General features: G+C 48.2%; 23 protein-coding genes and 1 riboswitch. Of the genes, 16 read left to right on the top strand and 7 right to left on the bottom strand.

Features of this window, described 5'->3' with window-relative positions:
- Positions 1-22 precede the first annotated feature (22 nt).
- Entirely contained in the window at positions 23-1,738 is a 1,716-nt protein-coding gene (locus EKM75_RS05105; RefSeq protein WP_125692643.1) for an NFACT RNA binding domain-containing protein, read from the bottom strand.
- A gap of 202 nt (positions 1,739-1,940) precedes the next feature.
- On the opposite strand from EKM75_RS05105, the gene EKM75_RS05110 reads away from it, so the two are divergent.
- From EKM75_RS05110 to EKM75_RS05135, 6 genes are all read left to right on the top strand, one after another.
- Complete coding sequence (locus EKM75_RS05110) at positions 1,941-2,369, top strand: MarR family winged helix-turn-helix transcriptional regulator (RefSeq protein ID WP_125692645.1); 429 nt, start codon at positions 1,941-1,943, stop codon at positions 2,367-2,369.
- Positions 2,370-2,389: 20 nt separating this feature from the next.
- On the top strand, positions 2,390-3,694 hold the full coding sequence (locus tag EKM75_RS05115; protein WP_263853490.1) for an alkaline phosphatase family protein: 1,305 nt from the start codon (positions 2,390-2,392) through the stop codon (positions 3,692-3,694).
- On the top strand, positions 3,681-4,928 hold the full coding sequence (locus tag EKM75_RS05120; RefSeq protein ID WP_125692649.1) for an MFS transporter: 1,248 nt from the start codon (positions 3,681-3,683) through the stop codon (positions 4,926-4,928). Before EKM75_RS05115 ends, EKM75_RS05120 begins: the two co-directional genes overlap by 14 nt.
- 61 nt (positions 4,929-4,989) lie before the next feature.
- A complete protein-coding gene (locus EKM75_RS05125) occupies positions 4,990-5,856 on the top strand; it encodes a DegV family protein (RefSeq protein ID WP_125692690.1) in 867 nt (288 codons plus the stop codon).
- A 51-nt stretch (positions 5,857-5,907) separates the two neighbouring features.
- Positions 5,908-6,004, top strand: a riboswitch (THF riboswitch).
- Between the two features lie 42 nt (positions 6,005-6,046).
- Entirely contained in the window at positions 6,047-6,571 is a 525-nt protein-coding gene (locus EKM75_RS05130) for a folate family ECF transporter S component (RefSeq protein WP_225426664.1), read from the top strand.
- A 296-nt stretch (positions 6,572-6,867) separates the two neighbouring features.
- Positions 6,868-7,305, top strand: a complete 438-nt coding sequence (locus EKM75_RS05135; protein ID WP_125684693.1) for a GtrA family protein — start codon at positions 6,868-6,870, stop codon at positions 7,303-7,305.
- Between the two features lie 582 nt (positions 7,306-7,887).
- On the opposite strand, the gene EKM75_RS05140 is transcribed toward EKM75_RS05135, so the two are convergent.
- Positions 7,888-8,403, bottom strand: a complete 516-nt coding sequence (locus EKM75_RS05140; protein WP_125692653.1) for a VanZ family protein — start codon at positions 8,401-8,403, stop codon at positions 7,888-7,890.
- 462 nt (positions 8,404-8,865) lie between these two features.
- Here EKM75_RS05140 and EKM75_RS05145 point away from each other — a divergent pair, with 462 nt between their 5' ends.
- The gene (locus EKM75_RS05145) at positions 8,866-9,174 is read left to right on the top strand and encodes a hypothetical protein (protein ID WP_125692655.1); all 309 of its coding nucleotides are present in this window, start codon (positions 8,866-8,868) and stop codon (positions 9,172-9,174) included.
- Positions 9,175-9,291: 117 nt separating this feature from the next.
- Here EKM75_RS05145 and EKM75_RS05150 read toward each other — a convergent pair whose 3' ends face one another.
- Positions 9,292-11,037, bottom strand: a complete 1,746-nt coding sequence (locus EKM75_RS05150) for an MFS transporter (RefSeq protein ID WP_125692657.1) — start codon at positions 11,035-11,037, stop codon at positions 9,292-9,294.
- Between the two features lie 153 nt (positions 11,038-11,190).
- On the opposite strand from EKM75_RS05150, the gene EKM75_RS05155 reads away from it, so the two are divergent.
- The 7 genes from EKM75_RS05155 to EKM75_RS05185 all read left to right on the top strand — a co-directional run bounded on the left by EKM75_RS05155 (position 11,191) and on the right by EKM75_RS05185 (position 16,461).
- On the top strand, positions 11,191-11,760 hold the full coding sequence (locus EKM75_RS05155) for a TetR/AcrR family transcriptional regulator (RefSeq protein WP_164508729.1): 570 nt from the start codon (positions 11,191-11,193) through the stop codon (positions 11,758-11,760).
- Between the two features lie 105 nt (positions 11,761-11,865).
- Positions 11,866-12,189 (top strand): MazG nucleotide pyrophosphohydrolase domain-containing protein, encoded by a 324-nt coding sequence (locus tag EKM75_RS05160; protein WP_125692661.1) that lies wholly within the window; start codon positions 11,866-11,868, stop codon positions 12,187-12,189.
- Positions 12,190-12,516: 327 nt separating this feature from the next.
- Positions 12,517-14,034 carry an endonuclease MutS2 gene (locus tag EKM75_RS05165; protein ID WP_164508730.1) on the top strand — a complete coding sequence of 506 codons (1,518 nt, stop codon included), beginning with the start codon at positions 12,517-12,519 and terminating at the stop codon, positions 14,032-14,034.
- A gap of 136 nt (positions 14,035-14,170) precedes the next feature.
- The gene (locus tag EKM75_RS05170) at positions 14,171-14,434 is read left to right on the top strand and encodes an AbrB/MazE/SpoVT family DNA-binding domain-containing protein (protein ID WP_125692665.1); all 264 of its coding nucleotides are present in this window, start codon (positions 14,171-14,173) and stop codon (positions 14,432-14,434) included.
- Positions 14,428-14,769, top strand: coding sequence for a type II toxin-antitoxin system PemK/MazF family toxin (locus EKM75_RS05175; RefSeq protein ID WP_125692667.1), 342 nt, complete (start codon positions 14,428-14,430; stop codon positions 14,767-14,769). Before EKM75_RS05170 ends, EKM75_RS05175 begins: the two co-directional genes overlap by 7 nt.
- Positions 14,770-15,182: 413 nt before the next feature.
- Positions 15,183-15,731, top strand: a complete 549-nt coding sequence (locus EKM75_RS05180; protein WP_125692669.1) for a hypothetical protein — start codon at positions 15,183-15,185, stop codon at positions 15,729-15,731.
- Positions 15,732-15,810: 79 nt separating this feature from the next.
- Positions 15,811-16,461, top strand: coding sequence for an endonuclease III domain-containing protein (locus EKM75_RS05185; RefSeq protein WP_125692692.1), 651 nt, complete (start codon positions 15,811-15,813; stop codon positions 16,459-16,461).
- Between the two features lie 127 nt (positions 16,462-16,588).
- On the opposite strand, the gene EKM75_RS12700 is transcribed toward EKM75_RS05185, so the two are convergent.
- The 4 genes from EKM75_RS12700 to EKM75_RS05200 form a co-directional block, all read right to left on the bottom strand.
- Positions 16,589-16,729, bottom strand: coding sequence for a hypothetical protein (locus EKM75_RS12700; RefSeq protein WP_164508731.1), 141 nt, complete (start codon positions 16,727-16,729; stop codon positions 16,589-16,591).
- Positions 16,707-17,651 carry an NAD-dependent epimerase/dehydratase family protein gene (locus tag EKM75_RS05190; RefSeq protein WP_125692671.1) on the bottom strand — a complete coding sequence of 315 codons (945 nt, stop codon included), beginning with the start codon at positions 17,649-17,651 and terminating at the stop codon, positions 16,707-16,709. The genes EKM75_RS12700 and EKM75_RS05190 overlap by 23 nt, the downstream gene beginning before the upstream one ends.
- A complete protein-coding gene (locus tag EKM75_RS05195; RefSeq protein ID WP_125692673.1) occupies positions 17,651-18,079 on the bottom strand; it encodes an SRPBCC family protein in 429 nt (142 codons plus the stop codon). The genes EKM75_RS05190 and EKM75_RS05195 overlap by 1 nt, the downstream gene beginning before the upstream one ends.
- Before the next feature lie 74 nt (positions 18,080-18,153).
- Positions 18,154-18,972: a helix-turn-helix transcriptional regulator gene (locus EKM75_RS05200; protein WP_191988792.1), complete on the bottom strand. Its 819-nt coding sequence runs from the start codon at positions 18,970-18,972 to the stop codon at positions 18,154-18,156.
- 494 nt (positions 18,973-19,466) lie between these two features.
- On the opposite strand from EKM75_RS05200, the gene EKM75_RS05205 reads away from it, so the two are divergent.
- Together EKM75_RS05205 and EKM75_RS05210 are read left to right on the top strand one after the other, a co-directional pair.
- Entirely contained in the window at positions 19,467-21,302 is a 1,836-nt protein-coding gene (locus EKM75_RS05205) for a DUF2207 domain-containing protein (protein ID WP_125692677.1), read from the top strand.
- A 200-nt stretch (positions 21,303-21,502) separates the two neighbouring features.
- Positions 21,503-21,838: a hypothetical protein gene (locus EKM75_RS05210; RefSeq protein WP_125692679.1), complete on the top strand. Its 336-nt coding sequence runs from the start codon at positions 21,503-21,505 to the stop codon at positions 21,836-21,838.
- Positions 21,839-21,896 lie beyond the last annotated feature (58 nt).

Below are 21,896 nucleotides of genomic sequence, written 5' to 3' on the forward strand. Positions count from 1 at the left end.
ACACACATGTTGTAACCAACAACTAGTTGGCATTAGCAGCTAATTTTTCAACCAGTTCGCTCTCTGGTGTTACGTAGACGGTTCGTTGACCGGTAAAGATCACGTAACCGGGCTTGGCACCATTAGGCTTGTGCAGTCGTTTAACGGGTAGGTAGTCCACCGGCACGTTGCTGGATTCACGGCCCTTGGAGAAGTAGGCCGCCAGGTTGGCAGCCTCCATGATGGTGGCCTCCGTCGGGTCATCGCTGTGAATGATGACGTGAGACCCCGGCATATCCTTCACATGCAGCCAGATATCAGTTCGTTTGGCCGTGTGCAAACTCAACTGATCGTTTTGCAGGTTGTTCTTACCGACAGAAATCTTGGTGCCGTCACTGGCGGTAAAGCGGTCTGGCTTGCTGACCTTTTGCCGTTTTTGTTTTTTTTGCTTCTTCTGGTGGTCGTGGTCACGGAGGTAACCGCCTTGTTGTAATTCCAGGCGAATATCGACGAGGTCCTTAGGGGCAGCTAGTTCGATCTGGGCCATGATGTTGGCAAAGTAGTCCACGTCGGCCTGCGTCTTTTCAAGTTGTTCGTTGACGTAAATGACGGCGTTCTTGGCCTTTTGATACCGCTTGAAATACTTCTGAGCGTTTTGGTTTGGTGAGAGCTGGTTCGACAATTTGATCTTGATGGGTTCGTTATTGTCGTAGAAATTAGGTAGGGAGACTTCGGTTTGTCCACGTTCGACCTGATGCAGGTAAGTCGTGAGGACTTCCCCCTTGATCCGGTATTCGTCGGCATTTTCCGTTTCGGCCAACGTCTGCTTGAGTTTCTTTAACTTGTTGCGGTTCTTCTTGAGCTCGTTGCGCACCACCCGAATCAGGACGCTCCCTTGTTGTTGGACCCGATCGCGTTCGGCTTTGTCCTGGTAGTAGGCGTCCAGTAACTCACTGAGGGTTTCAGCTGACTGTTGGGTCCCCGTGATGGGGTACGGAAAGGCAGTGAAACTGGTCTTGCCCTTGGGCGTAATGTTTAGTGTTGGTTGGGGGGCGTCAAACCCAGCAAAGAAGTCGCTAAAGTGTTGGGCGGCGTCACCAGGTTCGTGTAACGCTACGGCCAAAGCAGCGGCGGTATCCTTACCAAGTCCCTGGTATTGATGCTGCAGGGTACCGGCTAGTACTTCACGGTTCGGAAATTCCCGAATAGTGGCGGCTAAGTCGGCCCGTGGTCCGTTGAAGGGATCATCGAGGTCCTGCTTTGGTGGGTTGATGTACTGCGCACCAGGCAGGAGTAACCGGTAACGGTTTTGGTCGGAACCAACGTGCTTGATGGCATCCAAAATCTTCATGGAAGAACTGTCGACTAGAATCACGTTACTGTGACGGGCCATGATTTCAATGATCAAGAGCAGCTCCTGCTGATCACCTAACTCGTTACGGGAGGTAAAGTGCAGGTGAACGACTCGGTCGTTGGCGGACTGGGTGATGCCCTTGACGATGGCACCTTGCAGGTACTTCCGCAGGATCATCGTAAAGTTGGTGGGAACGGGTGGATTGACGTACGGAATCTGAGTAACTTGAATCCGCGCGTAGGTGGGGTTAGCCGATAACAGGATGGGATAATTATGGCTATTTGCCCGCACCGTCAACACAATTTCGTTGGCGTAGGGTTGATTGATTTTGCTGACCCGGCCGGTGGTCAGAGCTGAGCTCAGTTCGTGGACCATGGCGTGGGTGAAAGAACCATCAAATGACATCGGGGAAACAACACCTTTCTATATAAGAAATTTAAATTTAATTTTCGTTAAAAGCGACACAACTTAAAGTATAACGGCCGAACCGCTTTAACGCAAAGAAGAACGTCTCTGGTCAGTGAAAAAGGTCCCCAAATTACCCAGATTTAAGCTTGTGGTCAACAAGCAAACCGTTGTACAATACAATCAAAGGAGTGAGGGCCAAATGAAATCCAGTCTTACAGCATTAATGGCAATTAGTAAGATTCAACAGACGCTACTCCAGCGGATGACCAAGCAGCACCATCTGACCGTCTCGGAGTGGCAGTTACTCGACCACATCGGTGGCGGGGAAAATACGCAAGAGATTCTTGCTCAGAACACGAAGCTAGATACGTCGACATTGAGTCGACAACTCAAGGGCCTCGTGGCCAAGGAAATGGTGACCAAGGAAGCCATTGGCCGGGACAAACGTCAGTTGGTATATACAATAACCGCTATAGGAACCGATACCGCTGCAGAAATCAACTCAGCCTTTGAGGGACTTTCGGACCAGGTTTTTGAACACTGGTCTCCGGATGAACGCAACTTATTACAGATTCTTTTAAACCGTTTAGATAAAAGTATGGATCGGCAGCGGTCCGTTAAAGATTAACTGGTTAGGAGTGATGACTCATTAAGCAGAGATTAGTTGTAATTTCACTTGATGCAATGGGCAGTCGCGATTTGGATGACCATCTAGATGACCTACCAAACCTGCGACGACTGGTGGTCACTGGGACCCGGGTTCGACAAGTACGGGGAATCTACCCGACGTTGACGTACCCGTCTCATACCACGATTATTACGGGGCAGTATCCTAGCTTACATGGCATCGTCAATAATACGAAGCTGCAACCACAACGCCAATCACCGGATTGGTACTGGTATCAACGCGACGTGAAGGTGCCGACGCTGTACGATTTGGTCCGGCAGCAGCACAAGAAGACGGCGGCCTTTCTCTGGCCCGTCACGGCCGGCAGCAAGATCACGTACAACTTAGCGGAGATTTTTCCCAACCGCATTTGGACGAATCAGGTGTTGGTCTCGTTGAAGGCCAGCAGTCCGGCCTTTCTCTGGCGGATGAACCAGAAGTACGGACACTTGCGCCGGGGGATTCAGCAACCAGAGCTCGATGATTTTATCACGGCGTGTGCGGTGGATACATTGGTCCATAAAAAACCGTGGCTAACGTTGATCCACTTGGTCGATATGGATAGTATGCGTCACCGTTACGGTGTGCGTTCAGACGAGGCAATGGCCGCGTTGAAACGGTTGGACGCTCGGGTCGGTAAACTGATCGATGCCACGATTGCGGCTGGGACGTTTGCCGAGACCAACTTTGCCGTCTTGGGGGACCACTATCAGATCAACGTTGATCACATGATTCACCTGAATCAAGCGTTCGCGACCAAAGGCTGGCTGACGCCCACGGCCAACGGAACGGTTAAGAACGACTGGCACGTTTGGGCCAAGTCCTGTGATGGCTGTACCTACATTTATACGCGTAACTTTGCGGATATGCAGACGCTAAAGGGCTTGTTAGCGCAGACCGAGGGGGTGGCTGCCGTGCATTCACGGGCAGAAGCCACTGAACGGGGTGCCGACCCGGATTGCCAATTCATGGTTGAGGCTCAGGCGGGGTATTACTTCACCGATGAGACTGGTCGGCCAACCGTCGTGGAACCGGTCGATCCAGCTAGTTTGGGGCAACCAGACCGCTACCACGGTGTCCACGGATATGATCCGGACAAACCCGACTACTTTACGACGATGGTTCTGAATGGACCAGCCATCCAAGAGCATCAGGTGATCGAAACGGCGCGGCTGATCGATGAGGCACCGACCTTTGCCCGTTTACTGGACGTGCGTTTTCCAGAATCACTGCCAGGCAAGGCCTTGACGGCAGCGTTCAAGGAGGGCCGTCATGAAGCTAAATAAGGAACAGTGGAGCTGGGTGTTCTACGACTGGGCCAACTCAGGGTATGGAATCATTGTGACCACGGCGGTTTTGCCCATCTACTTTAAGGGCATTGCGCAGGCCAGTGGGGTCAGTGCGGCCAACGCCACGGCTTTTTGGGGATACGCCAATAGTTTGGGGACGTTGCTGGTAGCCGTCCTGGCCCCCTTTCTAGGTGCTCTGGCTGACTATCAAGGGTATAAAAAACGCCTACTGACAGGATTTGCTTCGTTGGGGATGGTGATGACACTGGGCCTAGCGTTGATGCCAGCGAGTCAGTGGCAGTGGTTACTGGTGGTCTACATTCTCTCAGTTCTGGGGTATTCTGGAGGGAACCTATTTTACGACAGCTTTCTGACGGATGTGAGTGACGACCGGCAAATGGACCAGCTATCCAGTGTGGGTTATGGCTTCGGGTACCTGGGGGGCGTGATCGCCTTTATCCTCTTCATGATTCTGCAGCTGACCCACGGGTTTGGGCAGATGTCGAGTATCGATGTGGCTCGCTGGGGATTTGTGTTGGCGGCCGTTTGGTGGGTCGTTTTCTTCTTACCGATTCAGCGTAACGTTCATCAGCGCCATTCGTTGACGACGACTCGAGCACCGCTCAAACAGAGCTGGCAGCGGGTCTGGACCACCATTCGCCATCTCCAGCAACACAAGGTATTGGCATGGTTCTTGGTGGCCTACTTTTGCTACATTGACGGGGTCGATACCATCTTTACCATGGCGACGTCGATCGGCTTAGATATTGGGATCACGAGTACGACCCTGATTATGGTGTTGTTAGTCGTGCAGTTGGTGGCCTTTCCATTTTCAATCCTCTATGGTTGGTTGGCCAATCGAACCAGTACCCGCACGGGAATTTTAATTGCTATTATTGTTTATCTCGTTATCTGTGTGGATGCCTTGTTCCTGAGATCTGTGACGGATTTCTGGATCTTGGCGGTACTGGTGGGGACCAGTCAAGGGGGAATTCAAGCGTTATCGCGGTCTTACTTTGGCCGGTTAGTACCCAAGGAACGGTCCAGTGAGTTCTTCGGCTTTTATAATATTTTAGGAAAATTTTCGGCCGTTTTAGGACCGGTATTGGTGGGAATCGTCACGCAATTAACGGGACAATCCCGCATTGGGGCGGCTTCGCTGTCGATCCTATTTGTGGTGGGCCTACTGATATTTTGGCGGATTCCCCGGGGGATGGCCGACAATTCCTAGTCGCGTCGAAAGTTTTATGGTATTCTAGGGAGACGAAATGAAAGAAAAAGTAGGTGTAAAAATGAAGATTGCTGTGGTCACCGATAGTACTAGCTATTTGTCCGCAGAAGAGGTCGAGCGGTATCACATTCACGTTGTACCAATTCCGGTGATCATTGATGGTCGCTCCTATGATGAAGATGTTGATATTACCACCAATGAATTCTACGATCGTTTAAGAAATTCCAAGTCGTTTCCCAGTACGTCCCAGCCACCGTTGGGTGAGATGATCAATCTCTACAACCAATTGGCAGACGAAGGATACGACGCCGTTATCAGCATTCACTTAGCCAGCACCATTTCCGGCTTCGTGAACCAACTTAAAAACATTGCGCCCACCATTGAAAATATCAAGGTGATCCCGTATGATTCACAGATCACCGTTAAATTGATGGGGTATTTGGCCATTGAGGCCTCTCGCATGGCCGACAAGGGTGCGGAGCCCGAGGAGATCATTGCGCGCTTAGACGCGTTGCGAGCCACTATTGGGGAATACTTCGTTGTGGATGACTTACAAAACCTGGTTCGGGGTGGTCGGTTGTCGAACGCCTCCGGTTTTATTGGAAGTGTCTTACGCATCAAGCCGTTACTGACGTTTGATGACGATACCCACGAAATCGTGGCCTTTGAAAAGGTTCGGTCGCGTAAGAAGGCGTTGGCACGAGTAGAAAGTCTCTTCGTGGAAGCTCAAGCACAGGTCGACTACCCGTTGCGGGCGTTAGTTATTAATGCAAACGATCCTGAGGGCGGTCAAGCCTGGGCAGATAAAATTGCGGCACAATACCCAGAGATCCCGGTAGAACAGTCCTACTTTGGACCCGTTATTGGGGCCCATTTGGGTGAAAAGGCGTTGGCTTTGGCGTGGATGAAGGATTTTGATCGCGCATAAGTCGTGCATCCTGTGTGTGGATATGGTATGCTGTCTCCTGTAATTAAAATTTACGGAGTAGGAAATAAGGCGTCAAGTGCTGGTGGAACGCAATGTGAACACCAGACGAAGGGATGTGTCCCGCGATCTTATTTCCGCATTGGCCGCAGCGATGTGGCAACTCCCTTAGGAGATGTCTGAATTGAAGACGATGGTAAATACCCGGCTTCCCAAGCTGGACACGTTGAGCGTGGTAACAATGGGACTGTTGATGGCATTACAACTGGTGATCAGTCGTTTCTCGGTGGGTAACACCTTTATCAAGTTTAGCTTTACTTTCTTGATTGTTGCGCTAATCGCGAAGTGGTATGGTCCCTGGTGGGGGATGATGACGGCGGCAGTGGTCGACGTGGTTGGCACGTTGATGACTGGTGGGCCGTTCTTCCTAGGGTTCACGTTATCGGCAGTCCTGGGGTCACTGATCTACGCGTTATTTCTTTACCAACAACCGGTAACCTGGTGGCGTGTGATTGGGGCTTCCGTCTTAATTTCGTTAGTCGTTAACGCCATTTTGAATACGTTGTGGGTGACTATCATGTATAAGACGCCGTTTTGGGGCTTGTTCCCAGTTCGGGCGTTGAAGCAGCTGATTACCACACCGATTCAAATTGTGCTGGTTTACTTAGTGCTGAAGAGTCATACGATTCAAATGATTCAAGAACGCTTAAAAATTTAACTATGGACACCATCTTGGCAGTGCGCCGAGGTGGTGTTTTTCAATGGGGTAATCTGAGGGTATGGGTGCAATAGTGATGATTAAAATTATTACTTTAACTTATAATAACAAAACAATCACCACCACTACCACGACACACATAAACAATGCCTCACAGAACAACTCAGTCACCATGGTAAAGTCAGTGGCCGAGTGAACACCTTAATTTTTTCTATCAAAAGGAGTCAACACCTTGCTTAAAGCGGGATTCTCCGTTATAACAAGAATGAAGGGGCAGCTCTTCGGGGAGGATTTCAATGAACCGGATAAGTCAACTTTACGCAAAATATAAAAGTGTCATTGCTTACCTATTCTTCGGTGGGTTAACGACGTTGGTCAACCTGGTGGTCTTTTACGTGACGGCCACCATGTGGGGTTGGAACTATCAGATTGGGACGGCCGTTGCTTGGTTCGTTTCCGTGCTGTTCGCCTACGTGACCAACCGGGTGTGGGTCTTCCATTCTCACTTCACCACGTTTGAAGCGCTCTGGCGAGAAATCGTGACGTTCTTCTCGGTCCGGGCAGCAACGCTGATTATGGATGAGGGTATCATGTGGATCGGGGTCTCACTACTCGCTCAAAATGAAATGTTAACGAAGTTAGTCGATCAAGTCGTGGTTGTATTGGCCAACTACTTCTTCAGTAAATGGTTCGTTTTCCGTAAGACCAAGGCGACGTCGACCGTCGATGAATAGACTTTTAAGTGAAGCAGTTGCTTGCGCGTGCGCAGGGGCTGTTTTTTTCTTTGGTGGTCAATTGATACTGTTGTCTAAAAGTGAAAGCACTGAAGCTCCAACTATGCCTGATATAACAAGGATTAGGTTTTAATCAAACATAGTGGAAAATTGCCGCCTTACCGTTCGCCAAATTTGGACTGGAACGCGGTGGGCAGGACGGGGCAAGCCAAAGAGCGGTCTTGCCCCTCGCTTGAAGCCGCAAAGCACGTCTTCAAGTCGCCATTTTCAAGAAAATCACTTAAAAATATCCCACGGCTTAGTCCAGATTTGACTCATTCTCGGCTAGCTAGTGGCGCGCAAATAATATTGCGTAAGTGATGTTTTATACAGGTAGTTAAACTAGCTTTGTTTCCAAGAATCCGTTTAACCGGAATCTCTGACTGCCGCGGGTGGTTGGTTAAGACTAATTTTAAGTCAATAACGCCTTACTATTCTTGGTTTGATACTGTTTTCGAACTTTCAATGTTTAGCTGTGAATATTTAGAGAACAGAAAACCGGCGTGACCCAGTTTATTTTTAGACTAGGTCACGCCAGTTGGTTTAAGCTAGCGCGCGAGTATGTCGTCCCTGTCGACGACTGACGCTAACTTTGTAGTAAATCGCCATCACGATACCGCCCACGATGATGCCGAGTGCGTTAGCCAGAACATCATTGATATCGCTACTGCGGTTGATCAACCAGTGGTGGGATAGGATGTATTGAATCGTTTCAATACTGCCGCCCACGAAGACACCGAATCCAGCAGTCGCCAAGAAGGATAGCTTGGGAAACAGCCATTTGATCATTAACCCGATGGGAATGGTCATTAAAATATTTTCCGCAAATCCCAGGTTAAATAGGTCCAGGTTGGTCAAGTTTACTCGACCAATGCCTGCTGGCATGATGTAGACACCCGTTCCAGAAAAGGACAGTGGTGTGAAGACGATTCCAGCTAATCCAGTAAAGTAAGCTAAGATCAGGAGGGCCAGCCAATGGACCTTTTTACCGGTTGCGAGGATAAACAGGCCACTTAATCCGGCCATTAAGATTATGAGTAATAGGGGTTCCCAGCGCATCCAATCACCTCCGTGAGATTATTACCAGTCATTCGTTCCGTTCAACATGTTGCTATCCTACCGCAAATCGGTTGCTAGCGGGGACTTTTGACTGGGACTTTAAGGTTTCTTGCGGCCCTTAGTGAAATCATAAGTATCTCGTCAAAAAATCATCACATTCTTTAAGGATTTGGCGGGCGAAGGACCAGGTGGGGTAAGTAGCTAAACTCTTTGGCAATTCGCGTTAGTCAGCTTATTGAGGTATGGTATAATTACATTAAAATTCAATGAGAATCATAGAAAGGAGCGTTCTTTATGGGAAATCGAATGAGCTTCACAGCTTATCTGGTCGCGCTTTTTAAATGATTTCTGATCACTGGAATTCTGTTAGCGTTTGGGCTGCAACGAATCAAGGGGCAGTGGCAAGTCCCGCTAACCCCCTACGTGGTCTGGATTCTTCTGAGCTGGTTGGTGTGTTACCCGGTGCTACGGCGGCAATTTGCGAACTTGTTCATTAAAAATGACGAAGAGATGACGTCCTATAAAACTCGCTCACTGGCCATGCATCAACAAGATATGCAGAATAGTCACCGTGATCGGCGCTGGACGACCAATGGTGTGACGGTCAATCCCTGGGCATTCACAACTGATGCGACGCAAAGCACAGATGAGATTTTTAATCCACTTTACGTTTATTGTGAGCGACTTTGGGCCACGCTTTTACTAATTCTATTTGGGCCAATTATCAGCTTGTTCATGGTGGCTCGGTGGGTGTGGCGGAAAGTTGCTTAGACACTGGCCATCTGTCTCACGTTTCATACATTTGGCGCGCAACAAGGGCCTGGGGAAAATCCCAGACCCTTGTTTTATTTCAAAGTTTATCCTGCTGAAACGTGCGCTAGCAGGCGTTTAGGTTGTGTGGCGGAACTTGAAGATAGGAATGATTGAAATGGCAGCAAATGGTAACCAGCTGAGGGCAGTAAAGACATTTAGAAAAGCATGATTTAGCTGGTGCTTGAGGGTGTGGTGAACACTCTGAACAAGATTGGCCAGTTCTTGGTTGAGTTGATGGATCTTTTGTGTGATTTTTTGATTGACTACCTGACTAACAGTGTGGTGAATTTTCTGTTTCACCGTCTGTGGAAGCAAGGCTGGTGAGATCTGTTGGGTGACCGCTAATTTCTGTAAGGCAGTTTGATAGGCCTGATCAGTTTTTTGCAAGCGAGTGGCAGTTGAGACGGTAACGACCGTGGGCTTAACTGTTGAATTAGTCGCGGAAACAGTGGTACTGGTTGGCTGCAATTTGTGCTGAAGCTTTTTGGTCAATCGCTGCCGTTGTCCAGTTGATAGGTTGCTTAGGCGATTGATACGTACTCGCGCGTCCGTCATCGTATTTTGCTTAGCTTGCGACACGTTACTGGTTAGCAAGGTGGTGAATACGGCAATTGCCAGGACCATGCCGACTTGGCGTAAAACGTTGGCGACACTTTGTGAACTGGTTAAACGAGACCCGTGAAAATCGGCGACGACGAGAATGTTGGCAGTAGCTGCCACTAGTCCGTAACCTAAGCCTAAGAGAATATCCGCGACAATCAAATGACGGTAGTTAGAACCCAATGGGACGGTACTGAGGAGGTAATAACTCACACCCATTAGCAGAAAACCAACGGTCAAGATAAGCTTGTTGTTGATTCGCTTGATGATCAGTGACGTCAAGATGACGGTTAGCATAACCGTTACTGAGTAAGGCGTCATGAGGAGCGCCGCCTTTAACTCGCTGGTACCGTGGACCCGGGTCAAGAAGGTCGGTAAGAGGACGGCCAGACCACCTAGAAAGAAGTTGCAGAGAACCAGTGCCAAACCAGATCCGCTGAAATTACGACTGTGAAAGAGTGCTAAATCAACCATGGGATTGGCGGTATGCCGTTCCCAAAGTAAGAAAAGTAAAAAACTGCCAGTTGCCAAAATAAATAACCCGAGAATAGTTCCGGTATGCCAGCCCCAATCATTTCCCTTGATCAGGCCCAGTGAGAAGCTGAAAAGCATGATCATGCTAAGTAGGGCGCCTAACCAATCAATTTTTACGTGAACGGTTTTTTCGTGACGGAGTGGTAGGACGAAACCAAAAACTAGCAGGTCAATGATGACCAGTGGAACGTTGATGAAGAAGACCCAACGCCAGCCCCAGTACTGGGCAACAATTCCCCCGATTGTCGGGCCAAGGGCAACTGCTAGGCCCTGAATGCCAGCCAATGCTGCTACAACCCGATTTCGGTTAGCCATGCTGCTCAGGTCCAAACCAATAACCATACTGGTGGGAATGATAGCGGCGGCCCCAACGCTTTGAACGGCGCGTGCTACTAACATCCAGGCCAGGTTTGGTGCCATTCCGGTGAGTAGCGACCCAGTACCAAAGACTAATAGGCCGCCGAAGACAAATTTATTTTGACCAAACCGTTCCGCTAACCGACCGAATGGAATAATTAACGTGGCAAAGGTGATGGTGTAGACGTTGAGAGCCCAGGAAAGTTCGGTTAAGCTTTCCCCGAAAGCTGACTGAATCTCTGGCAAAACAATCGTCATAATGGACACATCCATCATGCATAGCAAGTTGCCTAGTAGTAAAACTGGTAAAACACCCTTGAGCTTATTCATAGGACACTCCCCCTTAAGTGGCACATCTGTGTTGTCATGTCACATCTGTGACACTTTGACCTTAACAGCGTATACTGGGAGACACAAGCGGGGGTCTCACGTGAGGGACAAGTGCTACAAATGCTGGTGGTCTGTGACAGGAGGTTGGTAACGATGAATGGGCAAGAAAGACTGGCACAACAGTCAAAAGAGTGGTTAGTGGCCGCATTATTTGATTTATTAAGCGAGCAGCCTTACGACACGATTACTGTGACTCAAATTGCTGAGCAGGCGCAGCTATCCCGCCGGACTTTTTACCGGGCATTCCGAGATAAGGATGACTTATTGGATTACTATGATCGGGAGGTTGGTCAGCGGTACTTAGTGGCACTTCAGCAAATTGCGCCGCAGCAACTAAGATTTAAGGATGTGCTCACGTACTTTTTTGAGTTTTGGTGGCAGGAGCGTGAGCGGATTCGGGTGTTGATTGCCCAGGGCTTATTTAGTCGGATGCTCGCTAAGATTACGCCTATGGCTAGTGAAATCTATCGGGTATTTCCGGCACCTTGGCACATTGATGGGTCACCGACCGAGACCGATTACATTATGAGCTTTGCCACTGGTGGCTTTTGGAATGTACTTAACCGCTGGCTGGTTCAAGACAAACCGGAATCCCCGGCAAAAATGGCCGCATTGTTGATGGCGGGTTTGAAGCGGCTGGGCGAGACGGATAAAGATAAGTAAATCGCCAGCAAAGTCAGTATAAAGGTATTTGTAAGTACTCTTAGTTGTGTCAGTCTCCAACTCTGGTAAGGTTGAAGAAGTACGGTTAAGAGGAGGAGTCTCAGAATGACAATCACGGATCATCAAGAATGGTTGGTCAAGTTCTATCAACAACGGAATTGGTATCAGTATTCACCGTTCGTTCATTTGAATTTTTTGACGGAGGAAATGGGAGAAGTTTCGCGGGCTATTCGGGCCGTTGAGATTGGACGCGACCATCCAGGTGAGAAGAGGGCCACACCGGGGGAATTACAGGCCAATTTGAAAGAAGAACTTGCGGATGCCTTGGACCAGGTATTGGTCATTAGTAGTCTGTATGATATTGATGCGCAAGACCTTTTGCAGGCAAGCGAAGCAAAACTAACACGGCGGTTCGAAGGGCAAATGTAGAGCGGTATTTTAGGAAAAGGTCAGTACATTGTCGGGAGGCGATGGCTGGTCTTTTGACTGTCTGGAAATGAAATCTGAATTTCTCGGTCTGTCTTTTAATGGTAATCATTGACAATGTGCCAGGTATCAATGATTGGCAATTTGCTCAAAGTTTGAACATATGTTACGGTTAACATCTATGAAAAAAACGAGGAGTGACGTTAATGAGTGTGGAAAATTGTCGCGCGATGTCCGGCACGAATTCGTGCAAGCATTAGCAAACAGCAGGACTGACAATTCAATTATTGACGAATGGTTTCTCCATGCTGTTCGCTGCAAGGAGAAAAAATGAATTTACAACAAATTACCCAATTAGATCAAATCCTGGCCACCGTTGCCAGCTTTACCCACAGTAAACGGGCGGCTGCGGAATTACAGGCCAGTGACAATGAAACCGACTTGGCCGTGGTCCAGCAACAGTTAGTCCTGACGGCGGAGGCCCACCGGTTACTGGCCAACGACGTGATGCTGACGTATTTTGACTTGGATCAACTGCCAGCGTTACAAACAAAGCTGGATCAAGGACTGTTACTCAACGCCCAACAGCTAGGACTGGTCAGCGACTTCTTGACGAATCTTCAACGGTTAAAGACAGTCTTAGACCTCCATCAACAATTCGCACCAAAGCTGGCCGAGTTATTAGGTTCAGCGAGCCGGTTGAGTGGTCTTCAGGGCCGATTAGCACACGTAATTGTGCGGGGTCAGGTTGCGGACGAAGCCACCCCACAGTTGGCGGATATTCGCCGACAGATTAAAAAGCAACGCCAGCAGGTGCAAGCAACGCTAACGCAGTTTATCCAGAAACACGCGCAGGCGGTCCAGAGTCCCCGGCTGATCACACGGAATGACCGGGTCTGTGTTCAATTGAAGGCCAGCTATAAAAATCGGTTTAGTGGTCAGGTCGTTGACCAATCTGGGACTGGGTCGACGGTGTTCTTTGAGCCACAAGCGGCCGCAAAGAAAGGTGCTGTCCTGACGAGTCTCATCAGTGATGAGAGTGACGAGGTCTACCAGTTGCTGGCGACGTTGACTGGTGATGTGTTGGATCATTGGGACGACTTGGTTAAGAATCAAGCACTGCTCAGTCAATTTGATCAAATCATGGCCCGGGGGCGCTATGGACTGGAAACGGCAAGTCGAATGCCCGAGCTTAACGCTAACCAACGCATTAAAATTGTGGCGGGTCGCCATCCCTTGCTTGGTGAAAACGCGGTGCCGTTAGATATCGAATTAGCGCCGCACCAGGGACTGATGATCACGGGGGCTAACTCCGGCGGGAAGACCGTGGTTTTGAAGACCATCGCTCTGTTTGCTTTGATGGTACAGGTGGGGCTAGAGTTACCGGCTGAGGCTGGGACGCAAATGGCCGTCTTCAGCCAGTTCTGGGTCGATATTGGTGATAACCAGAGTATCACGGCGCAATTGAGTACCTTTGCGGCCGAGATGACGACGTTGGTTGAGATGACCAACCATATTCAGCCAAATGTACTGGTTTTGCTCGATGAAATTGGGAGTGGGACTGACCCTGAAGAAGGTTCAGCGCTTAGTATCTCCATCATTGAGTACTTGCGGCAACAACAAGCGACCATCATTGCAACGACCCATTTTAGTGCTATTAAGGAATACGCGGTGGGGTGCCCGACGTTTATGACGGCGACGATGGCTTTTGATCCGCAAACGTTGCGGCCAACGTACCGGTTGCTATTACATCAGGTGGGCGCTAGTGAGGCGGTTTGGCTCGCGGAACGGCTGGGCTTGGCACCAGCAATCTTGGCCGATACTCGCCAGCGATTGGCAGCGAAATAAACAACTCATATCAAATAAGTTAGGCAGTAATCAGACGACTGGTTGCTGCCTTTTTGGACAATGAAACAAGCAGAAATAGTTGCATTATGTATCTACATAATATATACTCCTTTTAAGATTTGAGGTGAACAATTTTATGGCATCAATAGAGGAACAAATTCATTTGGCCCAGTGGGGAAACTCTAAAGCGGCTAGAATCCCTAGTAAGGTCATTAAACAGCTAGACCTAGAAGACAATCAGGAATTGCTTTTAACGATTCAAAATCAATCAATTGTTTTAACACCTGTCAAAAAAAAGCCGGAAAACATTCATGAGTTGTTTGCCCATTGGCAGGATGATGGCCAGCGTGAAACAGAGTTAGATTGGGGAAAACCGGAGGGCAATGAACAGCCATGGTAAGTCAAGGCGATATTTTCTTTGTAAACTTTAATCCTAGTCGTGGTCATGAACAAATGAACCGTCGACCGGCAATTGCTCTAAGCAATGATTTGGTATGCAAGACTAGTAATATGACTATCGTTGCGCCAATTAGTAGTACCCTGCGTGATTTTCCAATGTATTTTAACCTAAAATCAAGTCAAAAAATTACGGGCAAGGCTCTGTTAGATCAAACCATAGCACTTGATTTGGTAGCTCGAGGTGTGACAGAAGAGTCTATTATTGATCGTGTTACCAGGGAGGAACTGGTAGAAGTCATTAGGCGTTACAAACTTTTGTTTAGTATTGATGACTGAAAAAGATATGAAGGGTGTCTAGTTTGTGCTAGACATCTTTTTAGATACATTAATTGGCAGCTACTTTTAGCTCGGTTTGGGCAATAAAGATAATTATAGTAGGTGGCAGACCAGATGTGGCGTGATGGAGATTCACGGTTAATTGAGAGGCATTTGAAATTAGACCAATCAGCTTACGTTTTTTTCTGGTGGCGTTGGTACTAATTTACAGCTTGCTAATGGCAGCGGTGGATGATATGGTTTAGTAACTCAAGGATTTTGGCGAGGTACAAATGGTATCAGTGTTGATACTTAATAATGTGGATGCTAATATCGATTATTATAATTCTGATAAACATTGGATGAATTGAACGACTTATTTTGTTGACTGGTTAACTTTACTTTCATGGCAGATTGAACACGGAGGGGTATTCATGCAATTATTAGGCACGGGCGCTTGGCAGAAATGGCTTAAGGTGATTGTTGCCTGTTTAATGCTGATGGTTAGCTTGGAATTGCCAACGAGCAACGGCTATGCTGTCACTAAGGGAAAACGGCAGTCGTACGAAACAGGCCTCACCAAAACAGACAAACATGCTCTAAGAATTGCGACGTTGAATCGCAAGGGACTTTCAATTGCCTGGCCAGCTGTGCTCCAGTATAAGTTGAAACTGCTGAAGAAATTGAAGAAGCATCTTGCGGTTGAAAAAGAGTCCGTTTATTCGAAAGCACAGGTCAAATCGGTTAATCATAGGATCAATCAACTAACTCAAAAATACCAACACCGGCTTAAGCAGCTACGTGCCCAAGGAAGACCCGCTAACGTTGAATATTATACCTTTTGGCATTCGGATGGGTCCGTAGCGTTTACGAAAGATAAAGTAAAACAAATTGGTCGCAGAACGATTATTGTTCAAGGCATCCAAGAATACAATGGAGTATTTCATTACTATGGCGGTCACGGTGCAGGGTTTAGGGTGTAATCAAGCTTGTACTTTTGTCTTTTTACGGTATATTGGGTGGTAAAGACTCCCAAGTAAGATGAAAGAAGCTGTGAAATCAATGCTAAAGGATCACCAAATTATCTGGGCTATTCAGCAAATGGAGGAAGAGATTGGCCCAGTTGGCTTGTCGCTAGACGCTAGAACGCCGTTTCAATTTTTGGTATCGGTCATTCTAAGTGCCCAAGCCACTGATGTATCGGTGAACAAAGTGACACCAATTCTGTTTTCACGGTACCCAGAACCACGGGACTTGATGAATGCCGAAGTTGAAGACGTGGAGGCTATTATCAGAAGTGTCGGCCTATTTCACAACAAGGCCAAGAATATTATCAAGACGGCCAGAATCGTCCATGAAGATTTAAACGATGAAGTTCCTACTGATCGAAAGGGAATTATGGCACTGCCTGGTGCAGGTCGAAAAACCGCCAACGTCGTTTTGAGTGACATGTTTGGTCAGGCAACGTTTGCTGTGGACACCCATGTGTCAGCCATTTCTAAACGTTTACATTTTGTAACTCAGACGGCGACCCCTTTGCAGATTGAAAATAAAATCGTCAGTATCCTAAAACCCGAAGATTTACACCGTGCTCATCATACGATGATTGAATTTGGTCGAAAGTATTCGATGAAATTGACACCGGACAAAGAGGTCTGTCAGCTGATTATTGACTGTGATCAATTGAATGAAGAGAATGAAGCTGAAGTGTGAAGCAAATTCAGTAAAGCGTTACCTCTTATGCCAAATGCCAGAAAGGACGTCCTAGTTGAGTTGATCAACCGGGGCGTCCTTTTAACCAAAAATTAGCGGGTATCAGACTTAAGTTAAATAAAATGTTCTAGCGGCGACGCTTGATCAGCCAAACCAAGCCACCAAGAATAACGCCAATGAGCATGGCTCGAATTCCCCAACCAACGAACCACAGCGTCAGGATTTGTGGGAGCAGTTGATTCCAATTAATCGTTAATAGTGTCAGCATGCTTGGTGACCTCCTGGTTGTACGTTAGTAAGATCCGGCCGGCAGCATGTGCATCTACTAAATGATGCTGAGCCGTTTTGACGGCGGTATAGGGCAACTGTTCTTGAATGGCTGCCGTCAACTGATCCTTAGCCAGCTGGTCCAATAGCCAGCGGTAGTCACCTGGCTGGATGGCCCCACTGGCAAAACTAAAGGTTTGATGTGGGTGATGTGGGTGATATTGTGGCAGTGTTAATGAGAGAATTCTTACCGCTCCCAGTTGGGCGGATAGGCGGTCCAACAATGACGTGGCCCCAGCTAAGTCGATGACGTGTCTAACGGTCGCAAAAGAGATGGCTTGCACTGACAATGGGCGGTCGTAGTCTAATACTTGTTCAGCGCCCAAGCTGTTAAGAAATTCGTGACGACTCGAGTGGCCAACTGCTATGGCTTTTACGTGAAAGAGTTGGGCTAATTGTAGCAAGTAACTACCGACACTGCCGCTAGCTCCTGTAATCAGGACCGTTTGGCTGGCTCGTAAATGGCACTTTTTGAAGGCAAAGTAAGCCGCATCAGCACCACCAATCAACGTGGTGGCACTGGCCAAGGAGACACCTTGTGGCACTGGAAACAGCAGCGGTGGTAATGATGAAACAAGTTGTTCTTGATTACTGCCAGCTGGTTGGACACCGATGACCGGTTGATTCAGCAGATGTTGGTTCCGTAGCCGACCGACTTCCCTGACAATGCCACCGAAACCGTAACCTACAACGATTGGCAGTTTAATGGGTCGTAGTTGTTTTAGGTCGCCGTTCTCAGTTGAAACGTCGTAAGGCATGACTGGTGTGACTCGTACGGCCAGAGGATTTAACCGTGGGAGTGGGCGCGTGGTGAGTTGTAGCGCATCGATTCCTTGGTAGGACGTTTGGACAATTCCTTGCATTAAATCATGACCTCCCTGGCAGACTCCGCTAAAGTAATGAGTGACTGTAACTTCTGGGCAAAGGCATGGTTGGCGATTGGCATCAGCAGTTTTAAAGGAACGAGAAGCGCCGAGTTAGGTGCTAGTTGGAGTTCTTGAGTCAGAGTAGTTAGTCCAGCTGATGTACCTAGGGTGAAAATGAGGTCATAACTAAGCCGACCTCCCTGACTATGATAGCGGACTTGGTTTGCATTGGCGCTCACGGTCAGCAGTTCATGTTCATTGAGGGCTGGTCGCTGGCGGGTGAGGCCATAGCCAGCGGTTGTAGGCACGACACGACTAATTTCGTCATCCCACAGGGGGAGATTTTCTGGATGGGAGAGGATCGACAGCAAGCGCTCGTGAACAGCCTGAGTTGATTGCTGATTTTGAAAGAGAATTTTTGGCATTTAAAAAGGCCTCCTTATTGGATGGCCTTACTCTACCGGTTTATGGTAGTGATGAAAAATCAGAATACTGATACTTAGAAATTTTCGGGAACTTTTTCATGAAAGAGGTCGGTTAAGAACTGCTGCTTCTGCCGCGCATCCTCGGCTTCATCTGCTTTACCAGCTTGATCGGCGATTTCCGCTAACAATCGGTAGTAATTGGTTAACATGTAGTGGGATTGGTGTTCAGTCGTGAAAGCAATACCCGCCAATAGTCGTTGACTCGCTACTTCAGATCTTCCTAGAAAATAGGCGGACAGAGCAGCTAGATAGAAAATGATATTTTGATTTTCTTCATAGGGCCTTTGTTCAAGGTTCGCTAGTGACTGCTCAATTAGCCGGGTTGCCTGGACTGGTCGTTGTTGCTTTGCCAACACGGTTGCTAATGAAACTGTGGCCAGGCGGGTCAGAGTGGTGGCGGTGTGTTCCTCAGTCATGGTTGCAGCAAACTTCAAGTTTTGCGCGGCATTGGTGAGCTGGGTGTCAACGTGCAGCTCAGATACGCCGAGGTAATAGTAATAGGCTTGCGTCTGTTCGCCAGTCGATACGGCAGCGAGGGTGCGGGGGTCGGTTAGAAAATCATGAAGTTCCTGATAGCGGTGCTGGTTGCAGAGCGCTTGCATCCGGGCATTCAAAGAGTCATCCCCGCTGATTGCAAAATCAGTGGCCAAACTGATTTCGTCAAGTGAGATACTCAGCCGGTGGCACAGCGCTAACAGAAGTTTGGCATTAGGGGTGTAATGGTCGTTTTCAATGGCCGACAGCATAGATTGGGCACAGATCCCGGTGGCGATATCTTTCTGTGAGCGGTGTTGCTGCTGACGAACTTGTTTGAGCGTGCTTCCAAGTGACATGGTCATTTTTCCTCCGAATTTGTAGGACAACGTTGCTTTATGTTGGATAGTCCTCTGACTTGTGTTGTGACTGGCTAGATTTGCATTACGCATTGGTATATCTGTAAAATCGAAAGAAAGATGATAGCTTAATCAATTTGATAGAAATTTTTAGATAAATTGATCAATAGTTGAAATGACCCGGGCCCATGTGACGGGGTCACAAATGGCTCCCACAAAATTACCAATTATCCGAATTGTGGTTGCCATAGCATACACTCCTGAGATTACGATGTTATGACTAGTATAACTAGATTTAACGTGATGGCAATTGAAATGAATTGACCTTTAAGCTGCAGACTTGCAGCCTTTACTTTTCTTGTAGATTCAGGTGAAGCTAATTCATCGCCAGTAATCCACTTAACTAACAACTTCACCCAAAAGTGATTCATGGGTATTGATACATAGACGTTATGCTAGACTGAGGCCAAATACAGGGAAAGGCGTGGTGGCCGATGAAACGGGACTGGTTTAGGTGGTTACTGGCTGGGTTATTGGTTCTCTGCTCAGGGGTCATTGGAAGTAAGTCTGCCTTGGCAGATTCAGACTATACGATTCGGCCGTTTCAGGTAACAGCTGATATCCTACGCAATGGTGATGCCAATGTCAGGGAGACCATGACGTATCACTTTAATTCGGGCACTTACCACGGTGTCTATAATATTCAAGATCTACGAGGGATTCGGGGTGGCAAACTGACCGGGATTTCTTCACAACGCAATAACGGTCCAGTGATCATTGCCCATGCTGGAACTGATCAGGCGAACCACACCTACCTACTTACCCAGACTCAGCAGCAGATTAAAGTTAAATTGTATCAAACAATTAAGGCTGGTGACCGGATCAAGGTAACGTACCACTATCATTTGCGAGGGGTGGTTAAGAATTACCGGGATACGGCCGAGTTGAACTGGAAGCTGGTCGGGAGTGCCTGGGACGTTACCTTGAAGGATGTCCGATTGGTGGTCCAATTACCCGCGAAACATATTTCGACGCTGCAGGCGTGGACGCACGGTCCCGCTGCGGGGGTTACTCGGGTCAGCACCAAGGCGGGTCGGGTGACCATGACCGTGGGCAGCAATCCAGCCAATCAATTCATTGAAAGTCACTTACTTTTTCCAACGCAGGTGACGGCAACGAATCAAAATCGGAGCAAGCAAGCGCGTAAACGGGTGGTACAACGGCAAGAGGCTAGACTGGCAAGCGCGGCTAACGCCCAGTTAAAACAGAGGCGGTTACGCCAGTGGATTGGCTATTGGATCATGGTGGCAATGATTGGCACGACCATTATGGCTGCTGGGTGGTGGTTGAGACGCCATTCGGCCAATCGGCATGCTGTGCCAGCTAGAATCACGCATTTCTTCGACGTGCCACAGGTTTCACCAGCCGTGGCCCAGGTCCTTGTTGATTTACGGTGGCCCGATACCAATGCATTAACGGGCGAAATTATGGTGGCAGTCGGGCATGGCGACCTCAAGCTGATTATGGAGCAGGGGGCTGAGCATGAAACGGCGCGGCTCACAAAGGTTGGCACGGTTGAGAATGGGTTTTTGCACGCCTGTTTTGCCAACTTGGGGAATCGAACTGATAGTTTTACCTTGGCGGAGCTGGAGGCATTCGCAGCTGCCGACAAGCAAGGGGTGGTAGACCAATGGTTTAAGGATTGGCAAAGTCAAATTAATGCGGTAGCCCGGAGCTATCAGGATGTTCCCAACATTTTATATCGCCAGCGGTTGCGGTGGCTTGCGTTAGGGGTAACTGGATTAGCTGGCGTGTGGCTCATCTTTGCCTGGGTACTCGGTCAGACCGCATTTCTAGCAACTTTGGTGGCCAGTGGATTCTTACTGATGATTGTTTGGACGTATCTATTCAGCCACATTCGGGTGTCACAGTACAATGCAGCCGGGTTACAGGCGATGAACGAGGCACAGGGGTTTCGGCGGATGCTCAAAGATATTGGCCACTTCAACACGGCTAAGATTGGGGACCTTATCCTCTGGGAACAAATTCTGCCGTACGCCGTGGCTTTCGGCTTGGCGAAGCAGGTAACTAAGCAGATGAACGCAGACTTTGACCAGCGGATAATTGAAACCAGCATGCCGGAGCTTTATTCAGTGTATTTCATAGGCAACATTGGGCAACCATTGATGGGGGTCGTTGGGGGCAGCATTGCTACTGCTATCAGCACAGCGGACAGTGTCAGTCTGGCAGGTAAGTCTGGTGGATTCTCGGGTGGCGGCTTTGGCGGCTCAGGTGGTTTTGGTGGCGGTTCCGGCGGTGGGGCTTTTTAGCCAGTTTCGGCGCAATTTGGTAATGGAATATGAGCTACTGCAACCAAGGCTAACCTTAAGGAGGTAATTATGAGGTTGGCCTTTTGACTGTGGAAAAGGTATGACCTGGCCTATAAAGCACCCCAAAGAATGCAAACGCTTAAACTTTCGGTGGCAATCATTCTTGTGAAGCTTTAAACTATTCTTAAGGGGTGATTTCATTGAAAAACAAACTGATAAGTCGAATAATGATCGGATTAGGATTGGTAATGACTGCCTTGGTTCTGGGGGTATTCACCGGAAAATCCGTAATTGCATCGGCGGACGATAGCACTCCGCCAACGTTGGTTGAGGTGGATTTGCTTTTTCAGACGCCAGATGGCAAGTCTGTACAAATTGAAACTCCAGATATATCTACTGATATCAGTCAACTAGATAAACCCACTATGAATGACGTATTAAGACCATACTTTGCACCGAATTATGTTACAGGAAAATCAGTATACGATGAGATAAGTACTATTTTTAAATATGCTAATACCCGTTGTGCTAGTTGAAATGGGACAATTAAAGTACATAAAAAGCCTGGCAGGCTTACACTTTTAAGTATCCTAA

Source organism: Levilactobacillus tongjiangensis (assembly GCF_003946345.1).
In the GTDB taxonomy this organism is placed as follows: domain Bacteria; phylum Bacillota; class Bacilli; order Lactobacillales; family Lactobacillaceae; genus Levilactobacillus; species Levilactobacillus tongjiangensis.